Source organism: Flavobacterium lotistagni, from assembly GCF_011392125.1.
GTDB classification, from domain to species: Bacteria; Bacteroidota; Bacteroidia; order Flavobacteriales; family Flavobacteriaceae; genus Flavobacterium; species Flavobacterium lotistagni.
In genome coordinates, this window is sequence record NZ_JAAJBU010000001.1 from 99,539 (window position 1) to 123,124 (window position 23,586).

General features: G+C 42.7%; 18 protein-coding genes. 7 read left to right on the plus strand and 11 right to left on the minus strand.

Translation table 11 applies throughout. The features are described 5' to 3' along the window. Positions 1 to 60 precede the first annotated feature (60 nt). From G4D82_RS00395 to alaS, 3 genes are all read right to left on the minus strand, one after another. Complete coding sequence (locus G4D82_RS00395; RefSeq protein ID WP_166333278.1) at positions 61 to 1,254, minus strand: DUF6252 family protein; 1,194 nt, start codon at positions 1,252 to 1,254, stop codon at positions 61 to 63. A gap of 110 nt (positions 1,255 to 1,364) precedes the next feature. After that, positions 1,365 to 2,744, minus strand: coding sequence for a peptidoglycan DD-metalloendopeptidase family protein (locus G4D82_RS00400; RefSeq protein ID WP_166333279.1), 1,380 nt, complete (start codon positions 2,742 to 2,744; stop codon positions 1,365 to 1,367). A 72-nt stretch (positions 2,745 to 2,816) separates the two neighbouring features. Next, on the minus strand, positions 2,817 to 5,450 hold the full coding sequence (gene alaS, locus G4D82_RS00405) for an alanine--tRNA ligase (RefSeq protein WP_166333280.1): 2,634 nt from the start codon (positions 5,448 to 5,450) through the stop codon (positions 2,817 to 2,819). A gap of 265 nt (positions 5,451 to 5,715) precedes the next feature. Between alaS and G4D82_RS00410 the strand changes: the two genes are divergently transcribed. The 5 genes from G4D82_RS00410 to G4D82_RS00430 all read left to right on the plus strand — a co-directional run bounded on the left by G4D82_RS00410 (position 5,716) and on the right by G4D82_RS00430 (position 8,979). Then, positions 5,716 to 6,693, plus strand: coding sequence for a M23 family metallopeptidase (locus G4D82_RS00410; RefSeq protein WP_166333281.1), 978 nt, complete (start codon positions 5,716 to 5,718; stop codon positions 6,691 to 6,693). Beyond that, on the plus strand, positions 6,693 to 7,025 hold the full coding sequence (locus G4D82_RS00415) for a MerR family transcriptional regulator (protein ID WP_166333283.1): 333 nt from the start codon (positions 6,693 to 6,695) through the stop codon (positions 7,023 to 7,025). Before G4D82_RS00410 ends, G4D82_RS00415 begins: the two co-directional genes overlap by 1 nt. Positions 7,026 to 7,081: 56 nt before the next feature. Beyond that, on the plus strand, positions 7,082 to 7,663 hold the full coding sequence (locus G4D82_RS00420) for a LemA family protein (RefSeq protein WP_166333285.1): 582 nt from the start codon (positions 7,082 to 7,084) through the stop codon (positions 7,661 to 7,663). An 87-nt stretch (positions 7,664 to 7,750) separates the two neighbouring features. Further along, positions 7,751 to 8,191 (plus strand): TPM domain-containing protein, encoded by a 441-nt coding sequence (locus tag G4D82_RS00425; RefSeq protein ID WP_166333287.1) that lies wholly within the window; start codon positions 7,751 to 7,753, stop codon positions 8,189 to 8,191. Positions 8,192 to 8,226: 35 nt separating this feature from the next. After that, positions 8,227 to 8,979 (plus strand): TPM domain-containing protein, encoded by a 753-nt coding sequence (locus G4D82_RS00430; RefSeq protein WP_235924289.1) that lies wholly within the window; start codon positions 8,227 to 8,229, stop codon positions 8,977 to 8,979. A 116-nt stretch (positions 8,980 to 9,095) separates the two neighbouring features. Here the strand turns inward: G4D82_RS00430 and G4D82_RS00435 are convergent, their stop codons facing one another. The 5 genes from G4D82_RS00435 to G4D82_RS00455 all read right to left on the minus strand — a co-directional run bounded on the left by G4D82_RS00435 (position 9,096) and on the right by G4D82_RS00455 (position 17,001). Next, complete coding sequence (locus G4D82_RS00435) at positions 9,096 to 10,472, minus strand: alpha/beta hydrolase-fold protein (RefSeq protein ID WP_166333292.1); 1,377 nt, start codon at positions 10,470 to 10,472, stop codon at positions 9,096 to 9,098. Between the two features lie 60 nt (positions 10,473 to 10,532). Then, a complete protein-coding gene (locus tag G4D82_RS00440; RefSeq protein ID WP_166333294.1) occupies positions 10,533 to 13,319 on the minus strand; it encodes an outer membrane beta-barrel protein in 2,787 nt (928 codons plus the stop codon). Positions 13,320 to 13,475: 156 nt separating this feature from the next. Continuing rightward, positions 13,476 to 15,266 (minus strand): 3-coathanger stack domain-containing protein, encoded by a 1,791-nt coding sequence (locus G4D82_RS00445; protein ID WP_166333296.1) that lies wholly within the window; start codon positions 15,264 to 15,266, stop codon positions 13,476 to 13,478. 30 nt (positions 15,267 to 15,296) lie between these two features. Next, positions 15,297 to 16,388, minus strand: coding sequence for an autotransporter outer membrane beta-barrel domain-containing protein (locus G4D82_RS00450; protein WP_166333298.1), 1,092 nt, complete (start codon positions 16,386 to 16,388; stop codon positions 15,297 to 15,299). Between the two features lie 31 nt (positions 16,389 to 16,419). Beyond that, positions 16,420 to 17,001 (minus strand): T9SS type A sorting domain-containing protein, encoded by a 582-nt coding sequence (locus G4D82_RS00455; RefSeq protein ID WP_166333300.1) that lies wholly within the window; start codon positions 16,999 to 17,001, stop codon positions 16,420 to 16,422. 287 nt (positions 17,002 to 17,288) lie between these two features. Between G4D82_RS00455 and G4D82_RS00460 the strand changes: the two genes are divergently transcribed. Together G4D82_RS00460 and G4D82_RS00465 are read left to right on the plus strand one after the other, a co-directional pair. Next, positions 17,289 to 19,007 carry a tetratricopeptide repeat-containing sensor histidine kinase gene (locus G4D82_RS00460; RefSeq protein ID WP_166333302.1) on the plus strand — a complete coding sequence of 573 codons (1,719 nt, stop codon included), beginning with the start codon at positions 17,289 to 17,291 and terminating at the stop codon, positions 19,005 to 19,007. Further along, the gene (locus G4D82_RS00465) at positions 19,004 to 19,600 is read left to right on the plus strand and encodes a response regulator transcription factor (RefSeq protein WP_166333305.1); all 597 of its coding nucleotides are present in this window, start codon (positions 19,004 to 19,006) and stop codon (positions 19,598 to 19,600) included. Before G4D82_RS00460 ends, G4D82_RS00465 begins: the two co-directional genes overlap by 4 nt. On the opposite strand, the gene der is transcribed toward G4D82_RS00465, so the two are convergent. From der to era, 3 genes are all read right to left on the minus strand, one after another. Then, on the minus strand, positions 19,601 to 20,911 hold the full coding sequence (gene der, locus G4D82_RS00470; protein WP_166333307.1) for a ribosome biogenesis GTPase Der: 1,311 nt from the start codon (positions 20,909 to 20,911) through the stop codon (positions 19,601 to 19,603). 285 nt (positions 20,912 to 21,196) lie between these two features. Next, positions 21,197 to 21,607 carry a hypothetical protein gene (locus G4D82_RS00475; RefSeq protein WP_166333309.1) on the minus strand — a complete coding sequence of 137 codons (411 nt, stop codon included), beginning with the start codon at positions 21,605 to 21,607 and terminating at the stop codon, positions 21,197 to 21,199. Positions 21,608 to 21,759: 152 nt separating this feature from the next. Then, positions 21,760 to 22,641 carry a GTPase Era gene (era, locus tag G4D82_RS00480; RefSeq protein ID WP_166333311.1) on the minus strand — a complete coding sequence of 294 codons (882 nt, stop codon included), beginning with the start codon at positions 22,639 to 22,641 and terminating at the stop codon, positions 21,760 to 21,762. Between the last annotated feature and the right edge of the window lie 945 nt (positions 22,642 to 23,586).

The window sequence follows — 23,586 nt, forward strand, 5'->3', positions numbered from 1 at the left end:
ACTAAAAATAAAAAAACCCAAACGGCAAAGTCTGGGTTTTAGATATTTAAAAAACTTGATTTATTCATAAAAGAAAGTAGATACTACTTCCGGCAAAGTACTAGTCAAAGGATAATTGTCTGTATTGTAGGTGTAAGTAAAATCAAAATCTGGAGTGCTGCCGGTAGTTTGCAGGATATTCTTAGAAATTCCTCTAGCTTCACCATCTACAAAAGCAATCTTGCTGAATCCGACTACGTTTTTGAACGGATTGTTTTTATTGTCATAAGTATAAGTTATTGTATTTCCGGCTGAAAAGGTAATCCGATCAACTTCGCCATTGGCAAAATAAATCGTTGAGGTGCCGTCGTCTTCGGTTTGGGTATCCAAATCACCTATCAATCTGGTTACATTAATACTGCCGTCAGGGTTGTGAACATAAGTTTCTTTGATGCTGGTATCTTCCCAAAAATCAACTGCTATGTAGGTCTCTAATTTATTGCTAGTGTTGTACTGGAAAGTTTCTCTGTAAACCAATTCACCTTCTTCGCGCTCTTCAATCAGCGTAATATTATCTCCATCGTAGCTGTAGGTTGTGGTGGTTTGCAAACCTTGAGAATCAGTATAAATTTCACTGACTATTTTATTACCATTATAGCTATATACAGCCGTTTGGTCAGCAATTCCTGCACCTGGATAAGTATTGACAATTCTTCGGAGCAAAATCGACTCGGTAGGATCAACTACAGCCGTTGAAGTATAAGGCAAATTCAAAAAAGTTCCGTTGGTAAAGACTTTAGTATTGATGGCCGTTTGCAAGGCATCGGCAAAACGAACGCCAGTGAATTTGAATGTTCCTGAAATCCTTTTGTTTACACGGTCTATTTTGGTGATAACCAATTGAGCCGTGTTGGTGTAATCTGCAAAAGGAGCAAAAGGACCAACGTTGTCTTTGGCCGCCACATAAGGATCTGAACCATTGTTTTGATTGTACTCTAGGACCAGACCCGGCACTTCTTCTGAGGTGTAAGTTCCTAGAATCGGTGCTTCAGGAATACTGATTCTGAAAAACGCACCGGTTTCGTTGGTTCCTTTGATAGTCAATGAGGTTTCATTAAGCACCACAGCCGTGGTAACAGAAGTAAACTGACTGCCGTCAAAATCCACTTTCAAGTCACCAATTGGAGCTACCGGATCCGGATCTTCCTCAGGATTCTCTACGCAAGAAGTTAAAAAACCAATGGAAAGAAACCATATAAACAATATTTTTTTCATGAGTATTTTTTTGAATTTGAATTGGTTTGCACAAATAAAATTAAAAATCGTGAGATAAAAAAAGAAAAAAACAAATTCACCAAAGAACAGCTCAAATCTATTACTTGGATTTATTTTCTGATCACCTTCTCTTTGAAAATACCTTGATCAGATTCAATGGTTAATAGGTAAATGCCTTTTGAAAACACTGACATGTCGATTTGATTAATATTCTCGCTAGTGCTGAAAACTGCCTTTCCGGTCATGTCGGTCAATTGGGCTTTGTTGATTTTGAAATTGTTTTTAGATTGAATTTGAACTGTGTTCTCGGTTGGGTTCGGCAATACCTCAAAAGCTCTATTTGTAAATTCCGTGTTGGAGAGCGTTCCATAGTTAAAAAGATGATCGACCGTGTTGCCCAAATAAGTGAATCGCAAAGTCCAGACACCAGCTTGGTTGAAGGTCGAGGCGGCATAAGTCCAATACCAATAGGCAGCATAATAAAAACCTAAAAAATCATAGTTAAAAGAAACAGCGATGGAATTATCAGGCCTTATTAGCTGAATCAGTCCAGAAGTATTTGCCAACTGGTCTGCAAGATAAACTGAAATGATAACCGGAGCACCCGCAGGAAAATTATCACTAAAGTAAGTCGATTCCGTTTGCGGACATGTATTAAAATTATACAATTGGCTATGGGTTAACACCGCATTGATTTTAGGATCGAGGTAAGGTTTTTGGTTGAGCCACCACGAATCGGTGCTCGAAGTCCAGGTATTGCAATCGCCAAGGTAAGTATCGACCAATTGATTGCTTGCGTTATAAACTTCAAAATGCAAGTGTGGCCCGGTAGAATTTCCTGAGCTTCCCAAAACACCAATATACTCTCCGGCACTGACAGTTTCGCCAACTAGTTTTGAGGTCAATGAACCGCTTTTCAAATGTCCGTACCAAGCGGTGCTTCCGTCGGCGTGTTGAATATACACAGCATTCCAGTTACCGCTGTTGAAGGCACAATTGCGGTCGAAATTTCCATCACTTTTATAAATAATAACACCATCTGCTGCAGCCACAGCCCAAGCCTGATTGTTATCGAGCATGTACCAACTAAATGGCCAAGTAAAGATATCGATGCCTTTGTGGTTGTATCCGCCGGAAGTATCATAAGTACGATCTCCGCAAGCCCAGTCTTGTACTTGATTCGGAAAAGAAGGATTATGATCTACATAATTACTGATGCTCCAAACGTTATTATAAGGTGCACTAGGACTTTTAGTGACTGGCCAAATAAATAACGGGTGCGGCACAATTTGCGGGCTTCTCTTGAGAATGTTGGCTTGTTCTAACTGGGTTCGGCTTTTTTGGATTTCGGTAAAAATGGATTGCCTTTGCGCCTCAGACAAACATTCTCCGTTGTTGAAATGGTATCCGCCGCCACCGCTATCGATTGGCTCTTGTTGTGAATAACAGCAAACGGAAAATAATATTAGTAACGAGTAAAACTTTTTCATAAGGCACATCATTTACATTAGTGAACTGCTAATGTAACAAAAACTCCTTAATAAAAAATAACCCTTTGATTTTCAGATAAAATCCGCCGCTCTTTCCAAAGCTTCCGAAATCCCTAAAACGTCTTTTCCGCCAGCCGTGGCAAAAAACGGTTGTCCGCCGCCACCGCCTTGGATGTATTTACCCAACTCGCGCACCACTTGTCCTGCGTTTAAATTCCGTTCGGTCACCAATTCCTTGGAAATATAACAAGTCAACATCGGCTTTCCTTCTTCAGCGGTAGCCAACACTAGGAAAATATTTTTTGCCGTATTGCCGATTTCATATGCCAAATCTTTCGCGCTCGCTGGGTCAATATCGACTAATTTGGCCAAGAATTGCACTCCGTTGATAAGTTCTAATTGCGGTACCAATTCGGCAGTCATGTTCTTGACTTTGTCTTTCATCAAAGCTTCGATCTGCTTGGCGAGTTTGGCGTTTTCTTCCTGCAAACTCGTAACGGCCTTCATTACATCCTGTGGGCTTTTGAGCGCTTCTTTAATCTCATGCATCATCTTTTCCTGCTGTGCGTAAAAATCGCGAACACCTTGGTTGGTAATGGCTTCAATCCTACGGATTCCCGCTGCTACCGCTCCTTCACTCAAGATTTTGAAATGCCAGATTTCGGCCGTGTTCTTCACGTGGGTGCCGCCGCAAAGTTCCATGCTCTCGCCGAATTTAATGGCCCGTACCGAATCGCCGTACTTTTCGCCGAACAACGCCATCGCGCCTTCATCAAGGGCTTGCTGGAATGGAATATTTCTTCTTTCGATCAGCGGCAAATGTTCTTGGATTCTGGCGTTGACGAAATCTTCAACTTGCTGTAATTCGGCATCCGTGACTTTGGCGAAATGCGAAAAATCGAAACGCAGGTAATTGGGCGCTACGAGTGAACCTTTCTGCTCTACATGCGTTCCTAAAATCGACCGCAAAGCCTGGTGCAACAAATGCGTGGCCGAGTGGTTGCTTTGGGAATCCGCGCGGAGTTTCGCATCGACTTTAGCTACAAACTGAGCCGTCAAGTTCTCCGGAAGTTGCTTGGTGATATGAAGAATTAAGTTGTTTTCTTTTTTGGTATCGATGATTTCGATGGTTTCGTTGGCTGAAACCAAAACACCTTTATCGCCTACTTGGCCACCGCCTTCGGGATAAAATGGCGTATTGTCTAAAACGATTTGATAAAGAATGCCGTCTTTCTTGCTGTCGGTTTTGCGGATGCGCGTGATCTTGACTTCATTTTCAAGCTGATCATAACCGACGAATGTTTCCACATTACCCGGAACCAATACGTTCCAATCTTCAGTGGCAACTTCAGATGCCGCCCGCGAACGGGTTTTCTGCTCGAACATCGATTGCTCGAATTCGGTTTCGTTGAATGACATGCCTTTTTCTTTGAGTATCAAGGCTGTCAAATCTTTTGGAAAACCGAAGGTATCGTATAGTTCGAAGGCTTTCACACCGGAAACTTCTTTAGTGGCGGTTTGAGCGACGACATTTTCAAGCAATTGCAAGCCTTGTTCGAGCGTGCGCAAAAACGACGCTTCTTCTTCCTTGATGACGTTGGTCACGAGGTTTTGCTGCAATTTGATTTCCGGGAAAAACGCGCCCATCTGGCTGGCCAAAACTTCAACGAGTTGGTAAATGAAAGGCTCTTTGGTACCGAGGAAAGTAAACCCGTAACGGATCGCACGACGCAATATTCTGCGGATGACGTAACCCGCTCCGGTATTCGATGGCAACTGACCATCGGCGATTGCGAATGCCACAGCACGCACGTGATCGACCACCACGCGGATGGCGATATTGGTTTTGTTCTGCTCTTCGCTGATATGCTGAACTTCGTTGGAAGTATATTTCAAACCGGTAATCTGTTCGACTTTGCGAATCAGCGGCGTGAACACATCAGTGTCATAGTTGGACGTAACGCCTTGTAAGGCCATGCACAAACGCTCGAAGCCCATACCGGTATCGACGTGTTTGGCGGGCAGTTTTTCTAATGAACCGTCGGCTTTGCGGTTGAATTCCATGAACACGTTGTTCCAGATTTCTACCACTTGCGGATGGTCGTTGTTGACCAGGCTTTTACCGGAAACCTGTGCTTTTTCTGCCTCGCTTCTCAAATCGACATGGATTTCAGAACACGGACCACAAGGCCCTTGATCGCCCATTTCCCAAAAGTTGTCTTTTTTATTGCCGAGGATAATTCTGTCTTCTGAAACGAGTTCCTTCCAGATGTCCCAAGCTTCCTGATCGAACGGAACATTTTCTTCAGCGTTGCCTTCGAACACCGAAACGTAAAGGTTTTCTTTTGGAATTTTATAGATTTCGGTCAGCAGTTCCCACGCCCAATGGATTGCTTCTTTTTTGAAGTAATCGCCGAAAGACCAGTTGCCGAGCATCTCGAACATGGTGTGGTGATACGTATCGAAACCGACGTCTTCCAGGTCGTTGTGTTTTCCCGAGACGCGCAAACATTTTTGAGTATCTGCGATGCGCGGGCTTTTCGGGGTGCCGTTGCCCAGGAAAAATTCCTTGAACTGCGCCATGCCGGAATTGTTGAACATCAGGGTTGGGTCGTCTTTAAGCACGATGGGTGCCGATGGGACGATTAAATGTCCTTTGCTTTGGAAAAAATCTAGAAACTGTTTGCGGATGTCTTGCGAGGTCATTGGAATTTGAAAATTTGAAAATGGATTGATTTGAAAATGATACGGACGAGTCATCTTCAAATTGGCTCATCTGCAAATTTTCAAATCTGCCCCGGATAGTAGCGGCATCCTTTTGCGCCGGGGTTCGGCGTGAAAGATACAGCGAATAGCCGGATCAGGCCCTAAATATTATTATTCTCATAAAAAGCCACAGTACTGGGAAACATTTTATAAATTTGTTCGACCAACTGCGTTTTTGAGCTGCAAAAATAGTTTTTTTTAAAACATGGCGAAGGTAAAATATTATTACGATCCGGAAAAACTGGCCTATCGGAAAATCAAGATCCGCAAGCGTACCAAATTCGCTTATGCCGCACTTTTTTTGGTCGCCGCCGCGCTTTTCGGAGTGCTGAGTTTCGTGGTTTTGCTCAACACGCCTTTTTTTGAAACACCGAAAGACCGATTGCTCACCCGCGAGATCGAAAACTACAAATTGCAATACGCCATCCTGAACAAAAAAATGGACCAGATCGACGAGGTGCTGGAGAACATTGCCGAGCGCGACAACAATATCTACCGTGTCTATTTCAACACTTCGCCGATTCCCGAGGAACAACGCAAAGCCGGATTTGGCGGCGTGAACCGATACAAACAACTCGAAGGTTATAACAATTCGGAGTTGGTGATTAATACCTCGAAACGTGTGGACGTGATTTCGAAAGAACTTGTAATCCAATCCAAATCGCTTGATGAAATTTTGAAACTGGCTAAGGAAAAGAACAAACTGCTTTCGGCCATTCCGGCGATTCAGCCTATCAAAAATGAAAACCTACGACAAATGGCTTCAGGTTTTGGTTATCGCACGGATCCGTTTACTAAGGTGCGTAAATTTCACGAAGGCATGGATTTCTCAGCCAAGACCGGAACTCCGATTTATGCCACTGGCGATGGTGTTGTGCAGCGCGCAGACAATACGGCTTCGGGTTACGGAAACCACATTGTCATCCGTCACGGTTACGGCTATGAAACACTTTACGGGCATTTGAGCAAATACAATTGCCGTGCGGGCCAAAGGGTAAAACGCGGCGACATTATAGGCTATGTGGGCAGCACCGGACGTTCGGAAGCGCCCCACTTACATTACGAAGTACACAAAGGCGGCGAGGTTGTAAACCCGCTGAATTTCTATTACGGAAATATTTCGGCAGCAGAATATGTAGCCATAACCAAACTAGCGAATCAAGAAAACCAATCTTTAGACTGATGCATTTAAACTTATCTCCAGACAAACGCTATTACAGCATTGGCGAATTGGCCAGAGCCTTTAATGTGAACGCTTCCCTGCTCCGTTTCTGGGACAAGGAATTCGAAGTCCTCAAACCGAGAAAGAACGCCAAAGGCAACCGAATGTTCACGCCCGAAGATGTGAAAAACATACAGTTGATTTACCATTTGGTGAAAGAACGCGGCTTTACTTTGGAAGGTGCGAAAATCCATTTGAAAGAAGGCCAGAAAAAGACACTCGACAAATTCGAAATCATCAGCAAACTAGAAGGCATCAAAGCGCAATTGCTACAGATTAAAGGAGAATTGTAAGCTCTGAACCGAGAAATTAAAATAAAACTAAATACTAACATTAAATTTAAACAAACATGAGAAGATTTTTGCCTTGGATTATTATCGGCGGCGTGGTGCTGCTTTTGGTATTTTATTATATCAACGTGAAGAACTCAGCTTTGAGATACAATCAAGCGGTCGGCAAGGAATGGGGAAATGTAGAAACCGCTTACCAAAGAAGAAACGATTTGATCGGCAACTTGGTGAACACCGTAAAAGGTGCGGCCGATTTCGAGAAAAGCACTTTGACTGCGGTGATTGAAGCGCGTGCGAAAGCCACTTCGGTTACTATTGACCCAACAAATGTTACGCCGGAGCAGATGGCACAATTCCAGCAGGCACAAAGCGGCGTGACTTCAACTCTGTCGAGATTATTGGTTTCAGTGGAGCAATATCCGCAACTCAAAGCCAACGAAAATTTCTTGAAACTACAAGACGAATTGGCGAGCACCGAAAACCAAATTTTAACCGCCAGAACGCGTTTCAACGAATCAGTACAAGCTTATAATGGTTATGTGTTGGCGATGCCGCAGAGCATGTTCTTGGGCGCTTATCCTGAGAAACCATACTTCAAATCAGTAGAAGGCGCAGAGAAACCTGTAGAGGTGAAATTTTAAATTAAACACAGATTGCACAGATTTACACAGATTATACTGATTTTTTTTAGTGTGAATTAGTGCAATCTGTGTTAAAACAAATCTTTTATGTCTAAAGTTGAAGATTTCCTAACCCAAGCCGAAGAGCAAGCTATAGTGGAAGCCATTCGTGTGGCCGAAACCGCTACTTCTGGCGAAATCCGGGTGCATATCGAAAAATCGTCGGAGCTTCCGGCTTATGACCGCGCTTTGGAAGTGTTTCACTTGCTCGGTATGGACCAAACCCAACTCAAAAATGGCGTGCTGATTTATGTGGCTGTGAAAGACCGCGCTTTTGCCATCTGCGGCGACAAAGGCATTAACGATTTAGTGCCTACAGATTTCTGGGAAAGTACGAAAGAAATCATGGCGTCTCATTTCAAAAACGGCAATTTCAAACAAGGTTTGATCGACGGAATCACCAAAGCAGGCGAACAACTCAAGACTTATTTCCCTTGTCAGGAAGACGACCAGGACGAATTATCGAACGAAATTTCAAAAGGCGAATGAAAAATTACCCAACTTCTTGTCGTGGGCTGCTATTGATGGTCTGCCTATTGGTTTCTGCTTTTAGTTTTGCCCAGTTCGATATTCCGCCCAAACCCCAATTCCAAACTAGCGTTTATGATTACGCCAATCTTCTGAGCGCCAATGAAAAAGCGCAGCTCGAGGAAAAACTCGTTAAATATTCTGATTCCACTTCATCGCAAATCGTGGTCATTACTATCGAGAGTTTAAAAAACGAAGATGTTTTGGCACTCGCGACCAAATGGGGCCATGCTTGGGGATTGGGCCAAGCCAAAGAAGACAACGGAACCATCGTACTGGTAGCCAAAGACGAACGCAAAATCGCGATTGCCCCGGGTTACGGACTTGAAGACCGTTTGACTGCCGGCCAAGGCGGAGAAATTATCCGGAACATTATCGTGCCGGAATTCAAAGCCGGAAGTTATTACAACGGGCTCGACAAAGGTACAGACGCCATCATCGACGTTTATAAAGGCAAATACAAAGGCGAACGCAAAAGCAATAAGAAAGATTCGTTTCCGGTACTTCCATTTATTATTGTTGTTATTATTATTCTGGTGATTATTTCCAGAGGCAAACGCAATGGCGGTAATTCAGGAGGCTTGGGCAGTGCGCCTAGTTTACTCGATGTGATTATCCTAAGTAATTTAGGACGCAGCGGTGGCGGCAGTTTCGGCGGTTCTTCCGGAGGTGGATTTGGCGGTGGCGGCTTCGGCGGCGGTTTCGGTGGCGGCGGATTCAGCGGTGGCGGGAGTAGCGGCGGTTGGTAATTACAGTTGATGGTTGATGGTTGTTGGTTAATGGATCACGCAGTCTCAATAGAAATCGAAAATAAAAAAAGCTACAATGTTACCGTTGTAGCTTTTATTTTTTAAACCGGTTGATCTCAATTCCTGATGAGCTTAACAGGTGCTAATCTATTGGACGTGCTTTTAAGGATGTAGATTCCTTGTGCCAAGTCTGGTAATTCGTAAATGCCAGTAGACAAAGTCATTGATTGAATCTTATTTCCGAGCAGGTTATAGATTTCGAAATCACTCGCAGACGGCAGGCCTTCCACATAAATTTTGCCGGAAAACGTTTGTGTGATCGCTGGCTTTGTAAAAGTTGCATCCGATGTACTTAAAGTTTCATTCTGGAACAGCCAAGTGTAAGTAGCTCCGAATTCGCCTTTCCAATAATTCTCGGAATGAGTGCCATAGCTGTCAAACTTGGTGAAAGTGTTGGCAGCGGTCAGGCCTTTTCCCATCAGATTGTTCTTTACGGTATTGACATTCGGAACCATGGTGGAGGATTCGGTGGTGCCGCAAACAAAATACATCCGGTGGTTTTGCAAAACCGAAGGCGCAAATGTGTTGATGTAGGCGTTCATATCATTCAGAGCAAACCAATAAGCCGGGCTTAGGTTGCCCACTTTCCGGAAAACATTTGGATATTCACAGGCGGTATAAGTAGCAATCAAAGCGCCCATTGAACTTCCAATCAAAGCGCTCATCGCGGGTTCTGGTCGTGTTCGGTAATTGGCGTCAATGTAGGGTTTCAAAGTATTGACCAAAAACGCAGCATACTCCTCTCCGTCGCCACCACCATAACTCGGGTTGACCCACGGAGAATATTCATTGAGCCTTTCTCCGCCGCCGTTGTCAATTCCGACAACAATTGCACCGTAATCACCTTGATTGAAAAGGTTGTTCAAAGTTTCGTCTACTTGCCATTCGCCAGAAAATGACGTCAGGTTGTCAAACAAATTCTGTCCGTCTTGCATGTACAGCACTGGATAATTTTTAGCCGAGGTATCATAATCCGGTGGCAGATATAACCAAATCCTTCTGGTAGTACTCAGTTGTGGAATACCAAATGCGTTACTTAAAATTTGAACATTGGAGGCCGCCGTTCCGCTGGCACCAGTACCTAAATCTTCCCAAGACTGGATCGTTAGGTTGATGGTTTGCGGAGCACTGGAAAAAGTAAAACTGCGATTGGGCAAATAACTCCCGGTGGCATTTCCTTCCACACTAGGCCAACTGCCACGAGTGAATTTATATTCGACCGTTCCGGTGCCTTGTGGAATAACAATCTGTAGATTTCCCAAACCATCGGGTTGCATGGCATAAGCCGGATCGGCAGGATTCCAGGTATTAACACTTCCCGCAAGATAAATCGTTGCACCCACTGGAGTATTGGCAGGCCAACCCGTAATTTTCAAGGTAACTTGTGCGAAAGTAGCAGACGATAATAGCAGAAGAAAGTAAATCTTTTTCATTGGAATCAATTTCAATTTCATCCAAAAGTAAACGATTTTGAATTCCTGAGCAACGTCGCTTTAGTGCATCATGAACCGACTTCCGCGTGAAGGCTTTTCTTTTCCGGCGAATTTCTCGATTTTATATGTAAGGGAAAACATCACGTAGCGCTTCAAGACTATGTTTTCTTCATCACGAATCATCGTTGAGGTAATGGTTCGGCTGTTGCTTTGGTTCTGATTGAGTAAGTCGTAAACTTTAACTTTAGCCGTAAACTTCTTCTTATAAAAATTGTAAGCCAAGCTAGTGTTCCAGAGGTAAAAGTCTTTTTTGAAACCGTCGGCGATTCTGGAATTGTAGGTGTAGCCGAAGTCATTTCCGAAAACCCAGTTCTTTGGCCAGTAAGCGGTAGTCTGCAAATTAAATTTGTGCAACGTGTTCGAAGTGGCACTAATCACGTAATTGCTATATTCAGTATGATCGAAAGTCACGTTATAAGTTGGATTCAGCGTGAATAATTCACCATATTCGTAGGTGAAATTGAGCCTTGGCGTGATTTCCCAGCCTTTAGCGGTAAAGGTTTCATTGTTGGTAAATCCTTTTGTTTTGTTGAAACCAGCATGACAGCCTATGCCTATTTTAAAAACATGCGCTTCTTTCTTGTACGATTTGTTCCAATTGCCACCAAACCATGCCTCGTAATTCCCTTTGATATTTTCATAAGTAGTGGTGCGTTTCCCGCTGGCATCATAAACTGTCGAAGCAACGATTTGATTTTCGTAGAAATCACCGCTGTAAAACAAGTTGTAACCCGATCGCGTGGCGTAATCATAATCGCTAAAACGTGTATAAATACTATGGCTTTTAATCAAACCAACATTAGGATTTCCCAGATAAGTATTAAGTGGATCGGCACGATTTTCTACAGGCAAAAGTTGGCTCGCGGCGGGCATTTCCCCGTTGAATTGATAATTCATCCAAATGGACTTCGACTTCTCGAAACGAAAACTACCGTATGCACTTGCATAAGGAAAAAGATAATTCTTGTTCAAAGTAACCGTATTGGAAAGGTAATCTGAAAAATTGTCTTGCTGCACAATGGTAGTTCCGCCAGTAAAACTCAAGTCGAATTTCTTCTTTTGAATCGAAAAACCCGATTTAGGTGTAATCATTTTGATATTCGAGAACAGGTAATAAGTGAGTTCCGGATTGTCATTGGTATAGCTTTGGGTTGTGGTATCGAAATCAAATGCTTTGCGGTCTTGGATGGATTTTTCCCTTCGCCAATAAACTCCGAAGATAATCGCGGTCGAATCCCGAAGTGGCTCGCCATACTCAATTTCCGATTCGTAAACGTCTTTCAGCTCGCGGTTGTTTAGCACCTGATTGCGAATGTCATCTGCCACTGCACTTTGGTAAAACCTTGATACCGATTGGTTTTTGGTATTGGTTTTCTCTTGGTTGTTCTCGTTGCCGAACATCAGATTCAAGTAACGGCCTTTCTTTTTGAACGCTTTATTGAAGTTGATTGAATTCCCGAAGTTGGTGACGTCGTTTTCTTCTTCGTAGCGCGAATCGCTGTCATTGAGCAACAACCCATTCTCGTCTTTTGAATTTTGTGCAGAAATATTGCTGTAGCGACTGTGCGCTTTAGTGAATTTCGGGCTGATAAAAAACACCGCAGTCGAATCAAGTTTGTACTCGAAATTCATACTTGCATTGTGCCCGTATCGATCATCGGTGGTTTGTGCCTGCGAAGTGGTATTGAGATTTCCCGTCGGCAACAACGAAACTTGCTGGGTTCTGTTGGTGTTGCGCGTATGCGAATTCGAAAACAAATAACTCACGTTCGAACCAAAATCCTTGAACCATTCATCGGCGTAATTCGCCCCGAACATATTAGATTGCACGATGCCTTTGTTGCCGCCAAAACGCAAGCTGCCAATGCCGTATGAGCCATCGCGGTTGAAATAATAAGCCACGTTTCGTCCGCCGCCCATATTGTCGAAAACCTCGTCCATGGAGAAACCAGTCGAGTTGATGTTGTTTGAGGAAGCCAATACACTGATCTTGCGTTTGTTTTTGAAATAATTCACCAGAGCACTGCTTTCATAACGTTTATCCGAGCCATAGCCACCCATAAACTTGCCGAACAAGCCTTTGTTTTTGTCTTCGTCGATGGTCAGGTTGATGCTCGCCTTGTCTGAACTTGCCGTTTGTTTGGTGAGTTCTTCTTTCTTGGTTTTGGTGTCTGAAATCTGGACTTTGTTGATAATATCGGAAGGCAAACTTTGCAAAGCGATTTTTCCGTCGCTATCGAAAAAAGGTTTGCCGTTGACCAATACTTGATTCACTTCTTTGCCATTGACGGTAATTTTTCCTTCGGACGAAACCTCTACACCGGGCAATTGTTTGAGCAAAGTTTCAACATTAGAATCGGGTCGGAGCTTAAACGAAGCCGCATTGAATTCGAGCGTATCTTTTTTGACCCGAATGGGCGGTGCTTCTGTTTTGATAGTGACTTCACCCAATACGTTGGCATTGTCTGTTAGATACAAAACGCCAAAATCTTGGTCTTCGGTAATGTTTTTTAATGGTTTGACCAAAGTCTGAAAACCGACAAAAGACACTTTGAGTTCGAGGGGTTTATCGAACTTTCTGGTCTTGATGGAGAAATTGCCGCTTTTATCGGTAATGGTATAATCGATCATCGTGGAATCGGCTACTGAAGTTAAGTAAACCGTAGCGGATTCTAACGGCACTTGGGTGTTCTTTTCGAGTACTTTGCCATTAATGGTAATATTGTTTTGCGAAAACGCGAGGGTGCTACAGCATAAAGTCACGAAAAACAGAAATCGTTGAAGCATAAAGTTTTATTTGAATCCAAAAGTCGGGATTTCCGTTGAAAGAAAAAAAATCTTACAATAAATCAGCATGAAATAAAAAAATCCCGAGGGCTCGGGATTCTTAGGAAAGGCATATAAAAAATCTAAACGTTATTCCAATTTTTTAAAAGTTGAAGGCTAGTTCTTGATAACCTTTTCGGTGAAAAGACCATTTGGTGTTTCGATTTTCATTAGATAAATTCCTTTGGGCTGGTTTTGCAAATTGATTTCTATTTCTTTCTGGTCGTTTACCTTTGCTTTAAAAACCATACGTCCATAAAAATCGGCTATTGAAATCAGACCTTGTGATATATTATTTAGAGAAACTCTGAAAACACCGTCATTTGGATTAGGAAATACTTCTATGTGCTTGACCGGTATCTCACGTCCTGTTTGTTCATAATCTGTTTCCGCTAATTCGTTTTGTTGGTTTCTAGCCAAGAACGTACCGGTGCAGCCTGCAATATATGCGTGGAATCTTGCTCCACCGGTAACACTGAACGACGGCTTCAATAGTACCGAATTACCTCCGTGGTAGATGGCCAATGATGTAGTACCGCTGATACTGTTGCTGGCTTCAATGGTGTTGGCAGCTTGCCGGTTATCTGAGCCCGAAGACACGTTTTGAGTTATTACCAATGTATTCGGGCATGCGGACGTAATGGTAGGAATAGGCTGAGGCATTTCTGAAATCGGATGTGCATTCAACGACACAGAATTCAATATGACGGAAGAATTACTATAGGAATCTTGACTGTCAATCTTGTGCAAATAGAAATTTCTGTTGTTGGTCGTGTATGTTGAGCTCAACCAAATGTTGTTGTATTTATCCCTTTGTATATAATTGAAATTGGCCGGAAACGAGGATGTATTCCCAAACTCATTCAAGGTCCTGGCGGCCGCAGCAATATTGCTCAGGTTCTTTACAATAATTTCCCCTAAAGGTGAACCCGGATTGTTTAGGTAAAATGGGAATCTCACCAAATAAACATTGTCTGAATTGGCTGAAAATTCAAACTCCTGTACCATTTTAGGAATTGTAATCGTATTTTCCGAATGAACTTCGACAAAATTGCTGAACTGTCCGGTAGCGCTATTGAAATTAAGGGTGTAAAACGAGCTAGTGTAACTCGGTGCATTTTGGCGTGAAGTAGTTATCAATCCGCCGAGTTTAGCATTGTTGGGCGACATCTTGAATACTGATTCGACCCTGCCCCGCAAATCAAATCCGCCATAGCCTGGGTTAGCAAGATTGACTGCCGGATCATAGATTTGCGCATTGGTAAAAGTTGACTCCACAGGAACAACACTAAAGCCGGTGGTGTCAAGCTTATAGCTAAGCACCTTGTAGATACTTTGCACAATAACCCAATAACCATCATTGGCCGCATTTTTCGCCACAGTTATCGGGCTAAAAGAATAAGCATTTGAAAATTCACTTCCGCTGGCATCTTTAAGCCTTAATGAATAATTCGTTGTAATTGAATTGTCGGGAAATGTATTGATATTCAATAAAATACCCAACGGATTGGCCGTGTTAAATTCAACTATCGAATAGGTGTACATACATGTTGAGGTTGAGCCCAAAGTATTATATTGGATTGCCCTGAAAATATAATACTGATTGCTGTTTGCCGGATTGGGCACAATCATCACATTGTTTATGGAGAGCGGAACCAATGCGCCGCCATTAGTCATTACAGCATGGTTTTTATTCCATACGGTTATACCATTGGTGTAGAATAATAAATTACCGTTGACATCGCTTATCGTAGCGTTTCCATATTGACCGGAATTGGAAACAGTTCCTACCACTGGAGGGTTCGTTGTAAAATCGATATCCGACACACCCAATTGCCAGTGGTTGTTTTGATTCTGTGCCCAACTAGAAATACAGCCTAGAATCAAGGCTAAAATTAACTTTCTCATAATTTCATATTTTAACGATTAAACATGAAATTACTTCTGATTCATTTTAGCTTCAAGCGCTTCGATTCTTTTGTTCTGAGCAATGATATACAAAGTCAACTCTTCGATTTTCTCTTGTTGGATTCTGGCCATTTCCGCTACATTGATGCCATCTTCTTTCACCTGATTGGCTGAAGGAACATTAGGCAAATGTTTGTTTTTGGCTATAAAAGCTTCTAGATCAGACAATGGTTTCAATTCGTAATCATTGGCAAATACATAATCTGCCCATGTGGAGTTTAGCGCTACTCTAACTTCATCGCTCAAAATTCCACCTTTAACAAATAAATTGTAATTGCTTACGCTGGCACTACCAGCCAAAGTTGGAAAATTTCCGAATCCGGTTGTGCCATTGCCGCCGATTCCCACTTTGCCCTGCAGTTTGAGTTGATCAGCCGAAAAATCGCCCCAGATAAGAGGATTCCCAGCTTGTGCGGCCACATTGGCATCTGCAACGACATCGATATACAACTTGTTGTTTCCGGTTTCATTGTAGCCCGCATTCACACCAATCATCACATTGGACGAACCCGCTTTGAACCCTGCCTTTTGCCCAATCAGGGTATTCCCATCGCCCACTGCCTGATTCCCGGCTTGCGTCCCATACATGGTGTTTCCCCACGCATTAAAAAGTCCTCCGGCACCCCAGCCTGTGATGGTATTATTACCTCCGGTAATATTTTCTGCACCCGCACCAAATCCCAAAAAGGTATTCTGTCCGCCGGTAGTGTTTTTAATACCGACCAGGCCGCCGATGAAAGTGTTGTAGAAAGCTGTCGTTTGCGCCGCCCCGGCGGATCTTCCAATCAAAGTATTGTATTCACCTGTGGAAACGTTAGGCCCGGCTGCCCAACCTACAAAGGTATTATTGGCTCCAGTGGTATCGGCGCCACCTGTAACTGTGCCGATAAATACATTATTCGCTCCGGTGGTCAATGCTGCGCCGGCACCTGTTCCTACCCTTACGCTGGAACTGCCTCCTACGGTTGTCGAAGTTGGAGTGGCTGATGTTAGAGATATTGTTTGTGCATTACTGCTAAAGATTCCGGCAAGTAAGAAACCTGCCATAACTAATTTCTTCATGTGTTTAAGATTTAATTGTTATAGAATGGATTTAATTTTTAATGAATTGGATACTAGCGTACATATTGTTGCCTAGATTGAGTTTGAGAATATAATTCCCATTGGCAAAACCAGAAACGTCAATGGTATAACTCTGTATTGGTGGAGCAAAATTCTGTGACACCTTGGAAACACCAAACATGTCATAAATCGTGAAGTTCTCGACTTGATAATTTGACACTGTGAAATTAAGTTCAGTATGCACCGGAACCGGGTAGACCACAGTTAGTGGCGAACCAATTTTTCCTGAGCCGCCAGGTTTAGGTTTGATTACTGTTCCTGGTGGATCACCTGGCGCACATGTCATACATGGACTAGGCATTTGGGGTTTAAAAACAATCGAATAATTCTGGTGGGGCTTGATTACGACCGAATCGTCAGAGTAGATTTTCCCTTGTAAAACCACATTTTGGGTATTGTTGACTATGACGTCATCTTGAAAATCCAAGTCTAGATTTTCGTTGTCAGAAGAGAAAATGACGTAAGCCGAATTGTTAGAGAAATTAATCGTTTGAGCTACTACATCTTTGCTCCATATGACCAGAAAAAAAATAAAATAAAGCAGCCGTCTCATAAGTGTTGGTTTGGATATGCATCAAATGTAGTACAAGCTCCTACTGAAAAACATCCCATAAAAAGGGTAATTTTTATCTATATTTGAAAAAACAAACCATGGCTAGATTTATACTGACAATACTGGTGTCACTCTTCTTTTTTGAAGTTGCCGGCCAGCATGACAAAAAAAATGTAGCGCAGTGGCTAGAACTCTTCACACAGAGTGTTGCCTCAAAACCAGATTCTGCTTTTTATTATATTAGTCGTGCCCATGCAGCATGTCAAAAAATTAACGACCCCTATTTGATGTCACGCTGCGTTTTTAATTTGGGGTATCATTACTATCTGCAACATCAAAGCGACAAAGCTCAAAAATTCTTCGAACAATCTTTGTCATGGGCCGAAAAATCCAAAAACCATAAAATCCTGTCGATGGCGCACAATCAGCTTGGACTGTTATGGACCGATCGTGGAAAATTCAACGAAGCCTTGAAAGAATACCTGCTTGCCATCGATATCGCACAACAACATGACTTGTTTAAAAACAAATGCGCAACTCTAGTTAATATTGGTTCTTTATATGAATACCAAAAAGACACGGTTAAAGCTCTGAAGTACTATCTTGAAGCAGAAAAAATCGCCAAAAAAAATCATCTGAAAGAGATCTTACTTTCCACTTACGGCAGTATTGCGATCATCAAGCGGAAGTCCGATATTCCGTTATCGCTGAACTATTATCAACGTGCTTATCAAATTGCCAAAGAAATTGATGACCGCTACGAGCAATTCAACACGTTAATCAATTTAAGTTATGGTTATCTGGCTTTGAATTCAGAAACCGGAAACCGTCAAGCATTTGAATGTCTGAAAAAAGCAGAACAAACCGCTTTGGCACTCAACGATAAAGAGAATCTATTTTATGTTCATTTCAATATCGGCGCCTATCATTTCAACCTAAAGCAATATGCCAAAGCACTGCAGAGTTATCAGACTTCGTTGTCGTTTTATCAGCCCACGATTAGTATCGATCAAAAAATCAATCTCTATGATGCGTTGATTGAAGTGTATAAAAAAACCGAAGATTATCGCCATGCCTATGATTTCCAACAAAAACAAAATGCGTTGAAAGACAGTATTTTCAACATAGAGAAAACCAAATCATTCAACGAAATACAAACTCGGTATGCTGTAGAGAAAAAAAATCTGAGGATTCGGTTACTCTCCAAAGAAAAACAAATCGAACGCAACCAAAAGAGAACTGCCATTTACATAGGATTGATGCTCATCATTCCTATGCTATTGTTGCTATTGTTCTACAAGCACCGCATCAAGACCCAAAATTTATTGCGCGAAAAAGAAAACAAAATTTTTGTACAGGAAAAGGAACAGCTCAAACAAGAACAAGAGCTCAAACGCATCACTGGTGTTTTACAAGGTCAAGATCAGGAACGCAATCGCATCGCACAAGAAATTCACGATGGTGTTGGTGGGAAACTAGCCGGTATTAAACTACATTTGTCTCAGATCAATACCACTATAGCCAACGACAAAATCCAGGATATCATCAACGGCATTTCGGGTGTCTTTACTGAGCTTAGAGCCATATCTCATGATTTGAGTCAAAACTACATTCACCAACAATCGCTGCAAAATCTCATTCAGGAACTCATCGTCGAATACAACAATAGAAAGGAGTTTCAAACCGATCTTCATCTTTATCCAGTGGACATGTTAGAAACCTTACCGCAAGAGATCAAACACCACCTTTATCGCATACTTCAAGAATTACTAGCGAATATCGCAAAACACGCCCAAGCCAAACAAGTATATATCAATTTGACCCGCCATGAAAATTCGATTAACCTAATTGTGGAAGATGATGGCATCGGATATATAGATACAGGAAAAACAGGTATCGGCATCAAAAATATTCAGGAGCGATTGCAATCACTTGGAGGCACCTTACATATGGAAAGCCACCCGGGTCAAGGCAGCTGTTCAAACATTAATGTTCCCATTTTATGATTAAAATCATCATTGTAGATGACCATCAAATGTTTCTGGAAGGCATGAGTTCAGTGCTTTCCAACGAAGCGAATATTGAAGTGCTTTTTACTGAAAATAGTGCCCGAGCTACACTAAAAAAAATGAAAAGCGAGTTGCCTGACTTGATTATTACCGATATTTCGATGCCCGATATGAATGGAATTGAATTCATCAAAAACCTCAAAAACCATTTCCCAGAAATCAAAATATTGGTACTCAGTATGTATAAAAGCGCGAACCACATCGACGGAATCGACGGCTACTTACTTAAAGACACTGACAAGAACGAACTCATTGAAGTCATCAACGGCATCGTATTGCAAGGTAAAAAATTCTTAATCAACCCGACTTCGGAAGAAGATTTCGTTTTCAAAAGATCGATACTGAGTCAACGGGAAAAGGAAATCATTCAGCTGATTGCCCAAGAATTTACCACCGAGGAAATAGCAGAAAAGTTATTCATCAGCAAACACACCATTGAGTCGCATCGCAAAAATATTTTTTTGAAATTGCAGGTCAAGAATATCGCCGGATTGATAAAAAAAGCGATCTATCTCGGGGTGATCGATTAATTATTTCTCCCGAATATAAATATCAATCGGCACGCCTGAAAAATCCCAATGTTCGCGAATTTTGTTTTCCAGAAAACGCTTATACGGATCTTTCACATACTGCGGCAAATTGGCAAAAAACACAAACTGTGGCGTAGGCGTTGGCAATTGCATGCAGTATTTGATTTTGACGTATTTGCCTTTCAAAGCCGGTGGCGGATGGCCTTCAATCACTTTGAGCATATAGTCGTTGAATTTGGAAGTCGGTACTCTTTGCGAACGGTTCTCATATACTTTGACCGTTGCTTCTAACGCTTTGAGCAAACGCTGCTTGGTGAGTGCGGAAACGAACAAAATCGGCACATCGGTAAACGGCATGATTTCCTTACGGATTTTTTCCTCGTAATCGCGGGTCGACATGGTGTCTTTCTCGACCAAATCCCATTTGTTGACTAAAATGACAACCCCTTTGCGGTTCTTCTCGGCGAGCCAGAAAATACTTTGATCTTGACCTTCGAAACCACGTGTGGCATCGATCACCAGAATACAAACATCGGCGTGTTCAATCGCGCGCACCGAACGCATCACCGAATAGAATTCGAGATCTTCCTTCACCTTGGCTTTGCGTCGGATTCCGGCAGTATCGACCAAATTGAACTCAAAACCAAAACGATCGAATTTAGTGTCGATGGCATCGCGTGTAGTTCCCGCAATGTCAGTTACCATAAAACGGTCTTGCCCAATGAGCGCGTTGATGAAACTCGACTTTCCAGCATTCGGTCTTCCGACTACGGCAAAACGAGGCAATTCGATTTCTTCTTTTACAGGTTCAGGACGTTGCGGGAAAGCTTCGATCAAGGCATCGAGCAATTCGCCGGTGCCGCTTCCTGAAATGCTCGCAAAAGTATAATAATCGCCGAGGCCGAGGTTGTAGAACTCAAAAGCATCTTTCTCACGCATTGCGTTATCAACTTTGTTCACGGCGAGCAACACGGGTTTGGTCACTTTTCTCAAAAGTTTGGCAACCGTTTCGTCCATTGGGGTAATGCCTTCCTCAACATCCACCACGAAAATGATCACATCGGCCTCATCAATGGCCAGTTCGACCTGTTTGCGGATTTCGCCTTCAAACACATCTTCCGAACCGCGCACGTAACCACCGGTATCAATCACCGAAAACTCTTTTCCGTTCCATTCGCTTTTGCCGTAATTGCGGTCGCGGGTGACGCCCGAAACCGAATCGACAATGGCTTCCCTTCTTTTGATGAGTCGGTTGAAAAGGGTTGATTTCCCTACGTTGGGTCTTCCGACTATGGCTACAATGTTGTTCATGCTTTTGAAAATTGTGCGGCAAAGGTAAATAAAAAAAGTGCCTGAGTGCCTGAGTGCCTGAGTTTAATTTTCAGGAGCTAATCCGGCTGTACGCTATACCTTTTTTTGCCGATGTTGCTGAGTATGCGGTAGAAAAAATGCGGCGGCAAAAAAAGGGTGCCGCTGCCATCCGGGCTAGGGCTAACGATTGCCAATTGCATCTGTTTTATTAATTAGTACGTGTTAAAATACCTGAAGCCCACTGGGCTTCCTCCTCTTAATATCAAATGGGCTAGGGCTATTGTGCTAGAACGGCAATAAATCGGGCGGAAGAAATTCTGCCTTGGCTTTGGCGTCGTTGAATATATCGGTGCTGTAATGCTGCGCAATGAGTTCCTTGAAATGCGTTTGCAATCTTGGGTTCTGGGCCATGAAATCCGTAAAGTCAGCAGTACCAGATTGCAATTTGAAATGATTGACTATGTAAACCGCCGCGACGGTCAAAGTGTGGTGGTAAATTTCGGCTTCACCCAAAAAAGTGGCGTAGGCTTTTATTTGTTGGGTGATATTCGAAACCGCGGTTTCAAGGCCGTACTTCTGGATATGAATCCAGGCCAACCGCAAATGGGCTTCGTGGTTAAAAACCTCAGATGGCAACGCACAAGCGGCAAATTGCTGCTCGAACTGCGAATCGGTAAGGTCGAAATGGTGTTGCATGACGAAATGTTTTTATAATTGGATCAACGTAATAATTGCCAGAGAGCCGCGTGAGGGATAGTAGTGAAAAGCCCGGAGCGCAGTGAGGACTTGAAACGCATAGCCCGACCCTTGTGGTCACGCCCAAAAAACTGTTAACTGTAAACCGTCAACTATTGATTATACCCAAACCGCCGAAGCTGGTTCACGTTGCTGCGCCAGTTTTTGTTAACCTTCACGTAAAGCTCAATGTGAATTTGCTTGCCGAAAAATTTTTCTAAATCGGCGCGGGCTTCGATACCGACTTTCTTTAGCGCCTCGCCTTTGTGGCCGATGATGATGCCTTTCTGGGTGTCGCGCTCGACCATAATCACGCTGCGGATGCGGATGATGCTCTCATCTTCGATAAATTCTTCGGTTTCAATCTCGACCGCGTAGGGAATTTCCTTGCTGTAATTCAGTAGGATTTTCTCGCGAATGGTTTCGTTGACAAAGAAACGCTCGGGCTTATCGGTCAAGGTATCTTTTGGGTAATACGGCGGCGATGCGGGCAACAGTTCGATAATGCGCGAAAAAACTTCGGGCACGTTGAAGTTCTTTAAAGCTGAAATTGGGAAGATTTCGGCATTCGGGACTTTTTCGGCCCAGAACGCGACTTGTTCTTCGAGTTGCTCTTGGTTGGAATTGTCGATTTTGTTGAGCAGTAACAGCACCGGGATTTTCGCGTGGATGATTTTGTTGAAAAACGCTTCGTCTTTCAAATCCTTTTCGCCGATCTCGACCATGTAGATCAGAATGTCGGCGTCTTCAAAAGCGGATTTCACAAACTGCATCATCGATTCCTGCATTTCGTAAGCGGGCTTGATGATGCCAGGTGTGTCGGAAAGTACGACCTGGAAATCGTCTCCGTTGACAATACCGAGAATCCGGTGGCGCGTAGTCTGAGCTTTGGAAGTGATAATCGACAAACGTTCGCCAACAAAAGCGTTCATCAGCGTTGATTTGCCGACGTTGGGGTTTCCGATGATATTGACGAAGCCTGCTTGGTGTTCCATAATGCCAGAATTAAAAAAAGCCACTCATTGCTGAATGGCTTACTTAGTAGCGGGAACAGGACTCGAACCTGTGACCTTCGGGTTATGAGTTGTAGTTGTAAACTCAAATCCGATTGGTAAACCAAACCGCTCTATTGAGAAAGCTACCAAAATCGTATACGAAATCGTGTACTGATTTTTAATTGTTTCAGGCTCCAAAGATAAGGGTTTATACGAATTGATTTTTCTTGTGGAAAATATTTTTCAATAGGTAATCAATCGCTTCTTTATCAGACAATAATTTTTTCGATTTTGGTTTAGATAGGGAATGATGATTCATTTTCTTACTGAGCATAGCGTATAACTTTTCCTGTTCCTCTTGGGAAAGATGAATTGCAATGTTATATACTGTTTCAGCAAGCATACAACAAAACAAGCAAACAAGAAATTTTGCTCTGGGATTAACTATGGTTAACTGTGGTTAAAGGGGTATTAACAGGAGTTAACGCAATATTACCTGTATGTTGAAAAAACTATTTCAACGGTTGTTGCCACGTTGCAACGATTGTTGAGATGCTATTGAACGGTTCAATAAACCTTTCTAAAGACATTCTCAAGTAAATAATCAATTGCCTTTTTGTCTGATAGCAATTGTCTTTTTTTAGGTGTAGATCTCAAATGCGGATTGACTTTTTTGTTGAGCATGAGCAACAGTTTTTCCAGTTCCTTATCAGGAAGGTGAATCGCTATTTCATATACTGACTCTGCACGCATAGTGCGAAACAAGTCAATTGAAATTTTACGGGACGGTGTTTTCCGGGTTTAGCTGGGTTTTGTCGATGATTTCGTGTGATTTCCCGCGATTGGCGACTTTTCCCGAGACTTTCCGAGACTTTCTGAGACTTTCCGAGACTTTCTTGTGAGTTCTGGTTTATTGAAGCTTTTCTAAAGTATTAATCAATTCTA

Coding starts and splice junctions, on each gene's coding strand:
- G4D82_RS00440 (WP_166333294.1), bottom strand. CDS start 13,319: ATGCTTCAACGATTTCTGTTTTTCGTGACTTTATGCTGTAGCACCCTC.
- alaS (WP_166333280.1), bottom strand. CDS start 5,450: ATGACCTCGCAAGACATCCGCAAACAGTTTCTAGATTTTTTCCAAAGC.
- der (WP_166333307.1), bottom strand. CDS start 20,911: ATGAACAACATTGTAGCCATAGTCGGAAGACCCAACGTAGGGAAATCA.
- G4D82_RS00475 (WP_166333309.1), bottom strand. CDS start 21,607: ATGCAACACCATTTCGACCTTACCGATTCGCAGTTCGAGCAGCAATTT.
- era (WP_166333311.1), bottom strand. CDS start 22,641: ATGGAACACCAAGCAGGCTTCGTCAATATCATCGGAAACCCCAACGTC.
- G4D82_RS00455 (WP_166333300.1), bottom strand. CDS start 17,001: ATGAGACGGCTGCTTTATTTTATTTTTTTTCTGGTCATATGGAGCAAA.
- G4D82_RS00410 (WP_166333281.1), top strand. CDS start 5,716: ATGGCGAAGGTAAAATATTATTACGATCCGGAAAAACTGGCCTATCGG.
- G4D82_RS00450 (WP_166333298.1), bottom strand. CDS start 16,388: ATGAAGAAATTAGTTATGGCAGGTTTCTTACTTGCCGGAATCTTTAGC.
- G4D82_RS00435 (WP_166333292.1), bottom strand. CDS start 10,472: ATGAAAAAGATTTACTTTCTTCTGCTATTATCGTCTGCTACTTTCGCA.
- G4D82_RS00460 (WP_166333302.1), top strand. CDS start 17,289: ATGTCACGCTGCGTTTTTAATTTGGGGTATCATTACTATCTGCAACAT.
- G4D82_RS00430 (WP_235924289.1), top strand. CDS start 8,227: ATGGTCTGCCTATTGGTTTCTGCTTTTAGTTTTGCCCAGTTCGATATT.
- G4D82_RS00395 (WP_166333278.1), bottom strand. CDS start 1,254: ATGAAAAAAATATTGTTTATATGGTTTCTTTCCATTGGTTTTTTAACT.
- G4D82_RS00445 (WP_166333296.1), bottom strand. CDS start 15,266: ATGAGAAAGTTAATTTTAGCCTTGATTCTAGGCTGTATTTCTAGTTGG.
- G4D82_RS00420 (WP_166333285.1), top strand. CDS start 7,082: ATGAGAAGATTTTTGCCTTGGATTATTATCGGCGGCGTGGTGCTGCTT.
- G4D82_RS00425 (WP_166333287.1), top strand. CDS start 7,751: ATGTCTAAAGTTGAAGATTTCCTAACCCAAGCCGAAGAGCAAGCTATA.
- G4D82_RS00415 (WP_166333283.1), top strand. CDS start 6,693: ATGCATTTAAACTTATCTCCAGACAAACGCTATTACAGCATTGGCGAA.
- G4D82_RS00400 (WP_166333279.1), bottom strand. CDS start 2,744: ATGAAAAAGTTTTACTCGTTACTAATATTATTTTCCGTTTGCTGTTAT.
- G4D82_RS00465 (WP_166333305.1), top strand. CDS start 19,004: ATGATTAAAATCATCATTGTAGATGACCATCAAATGTTTCTGGAAGGC.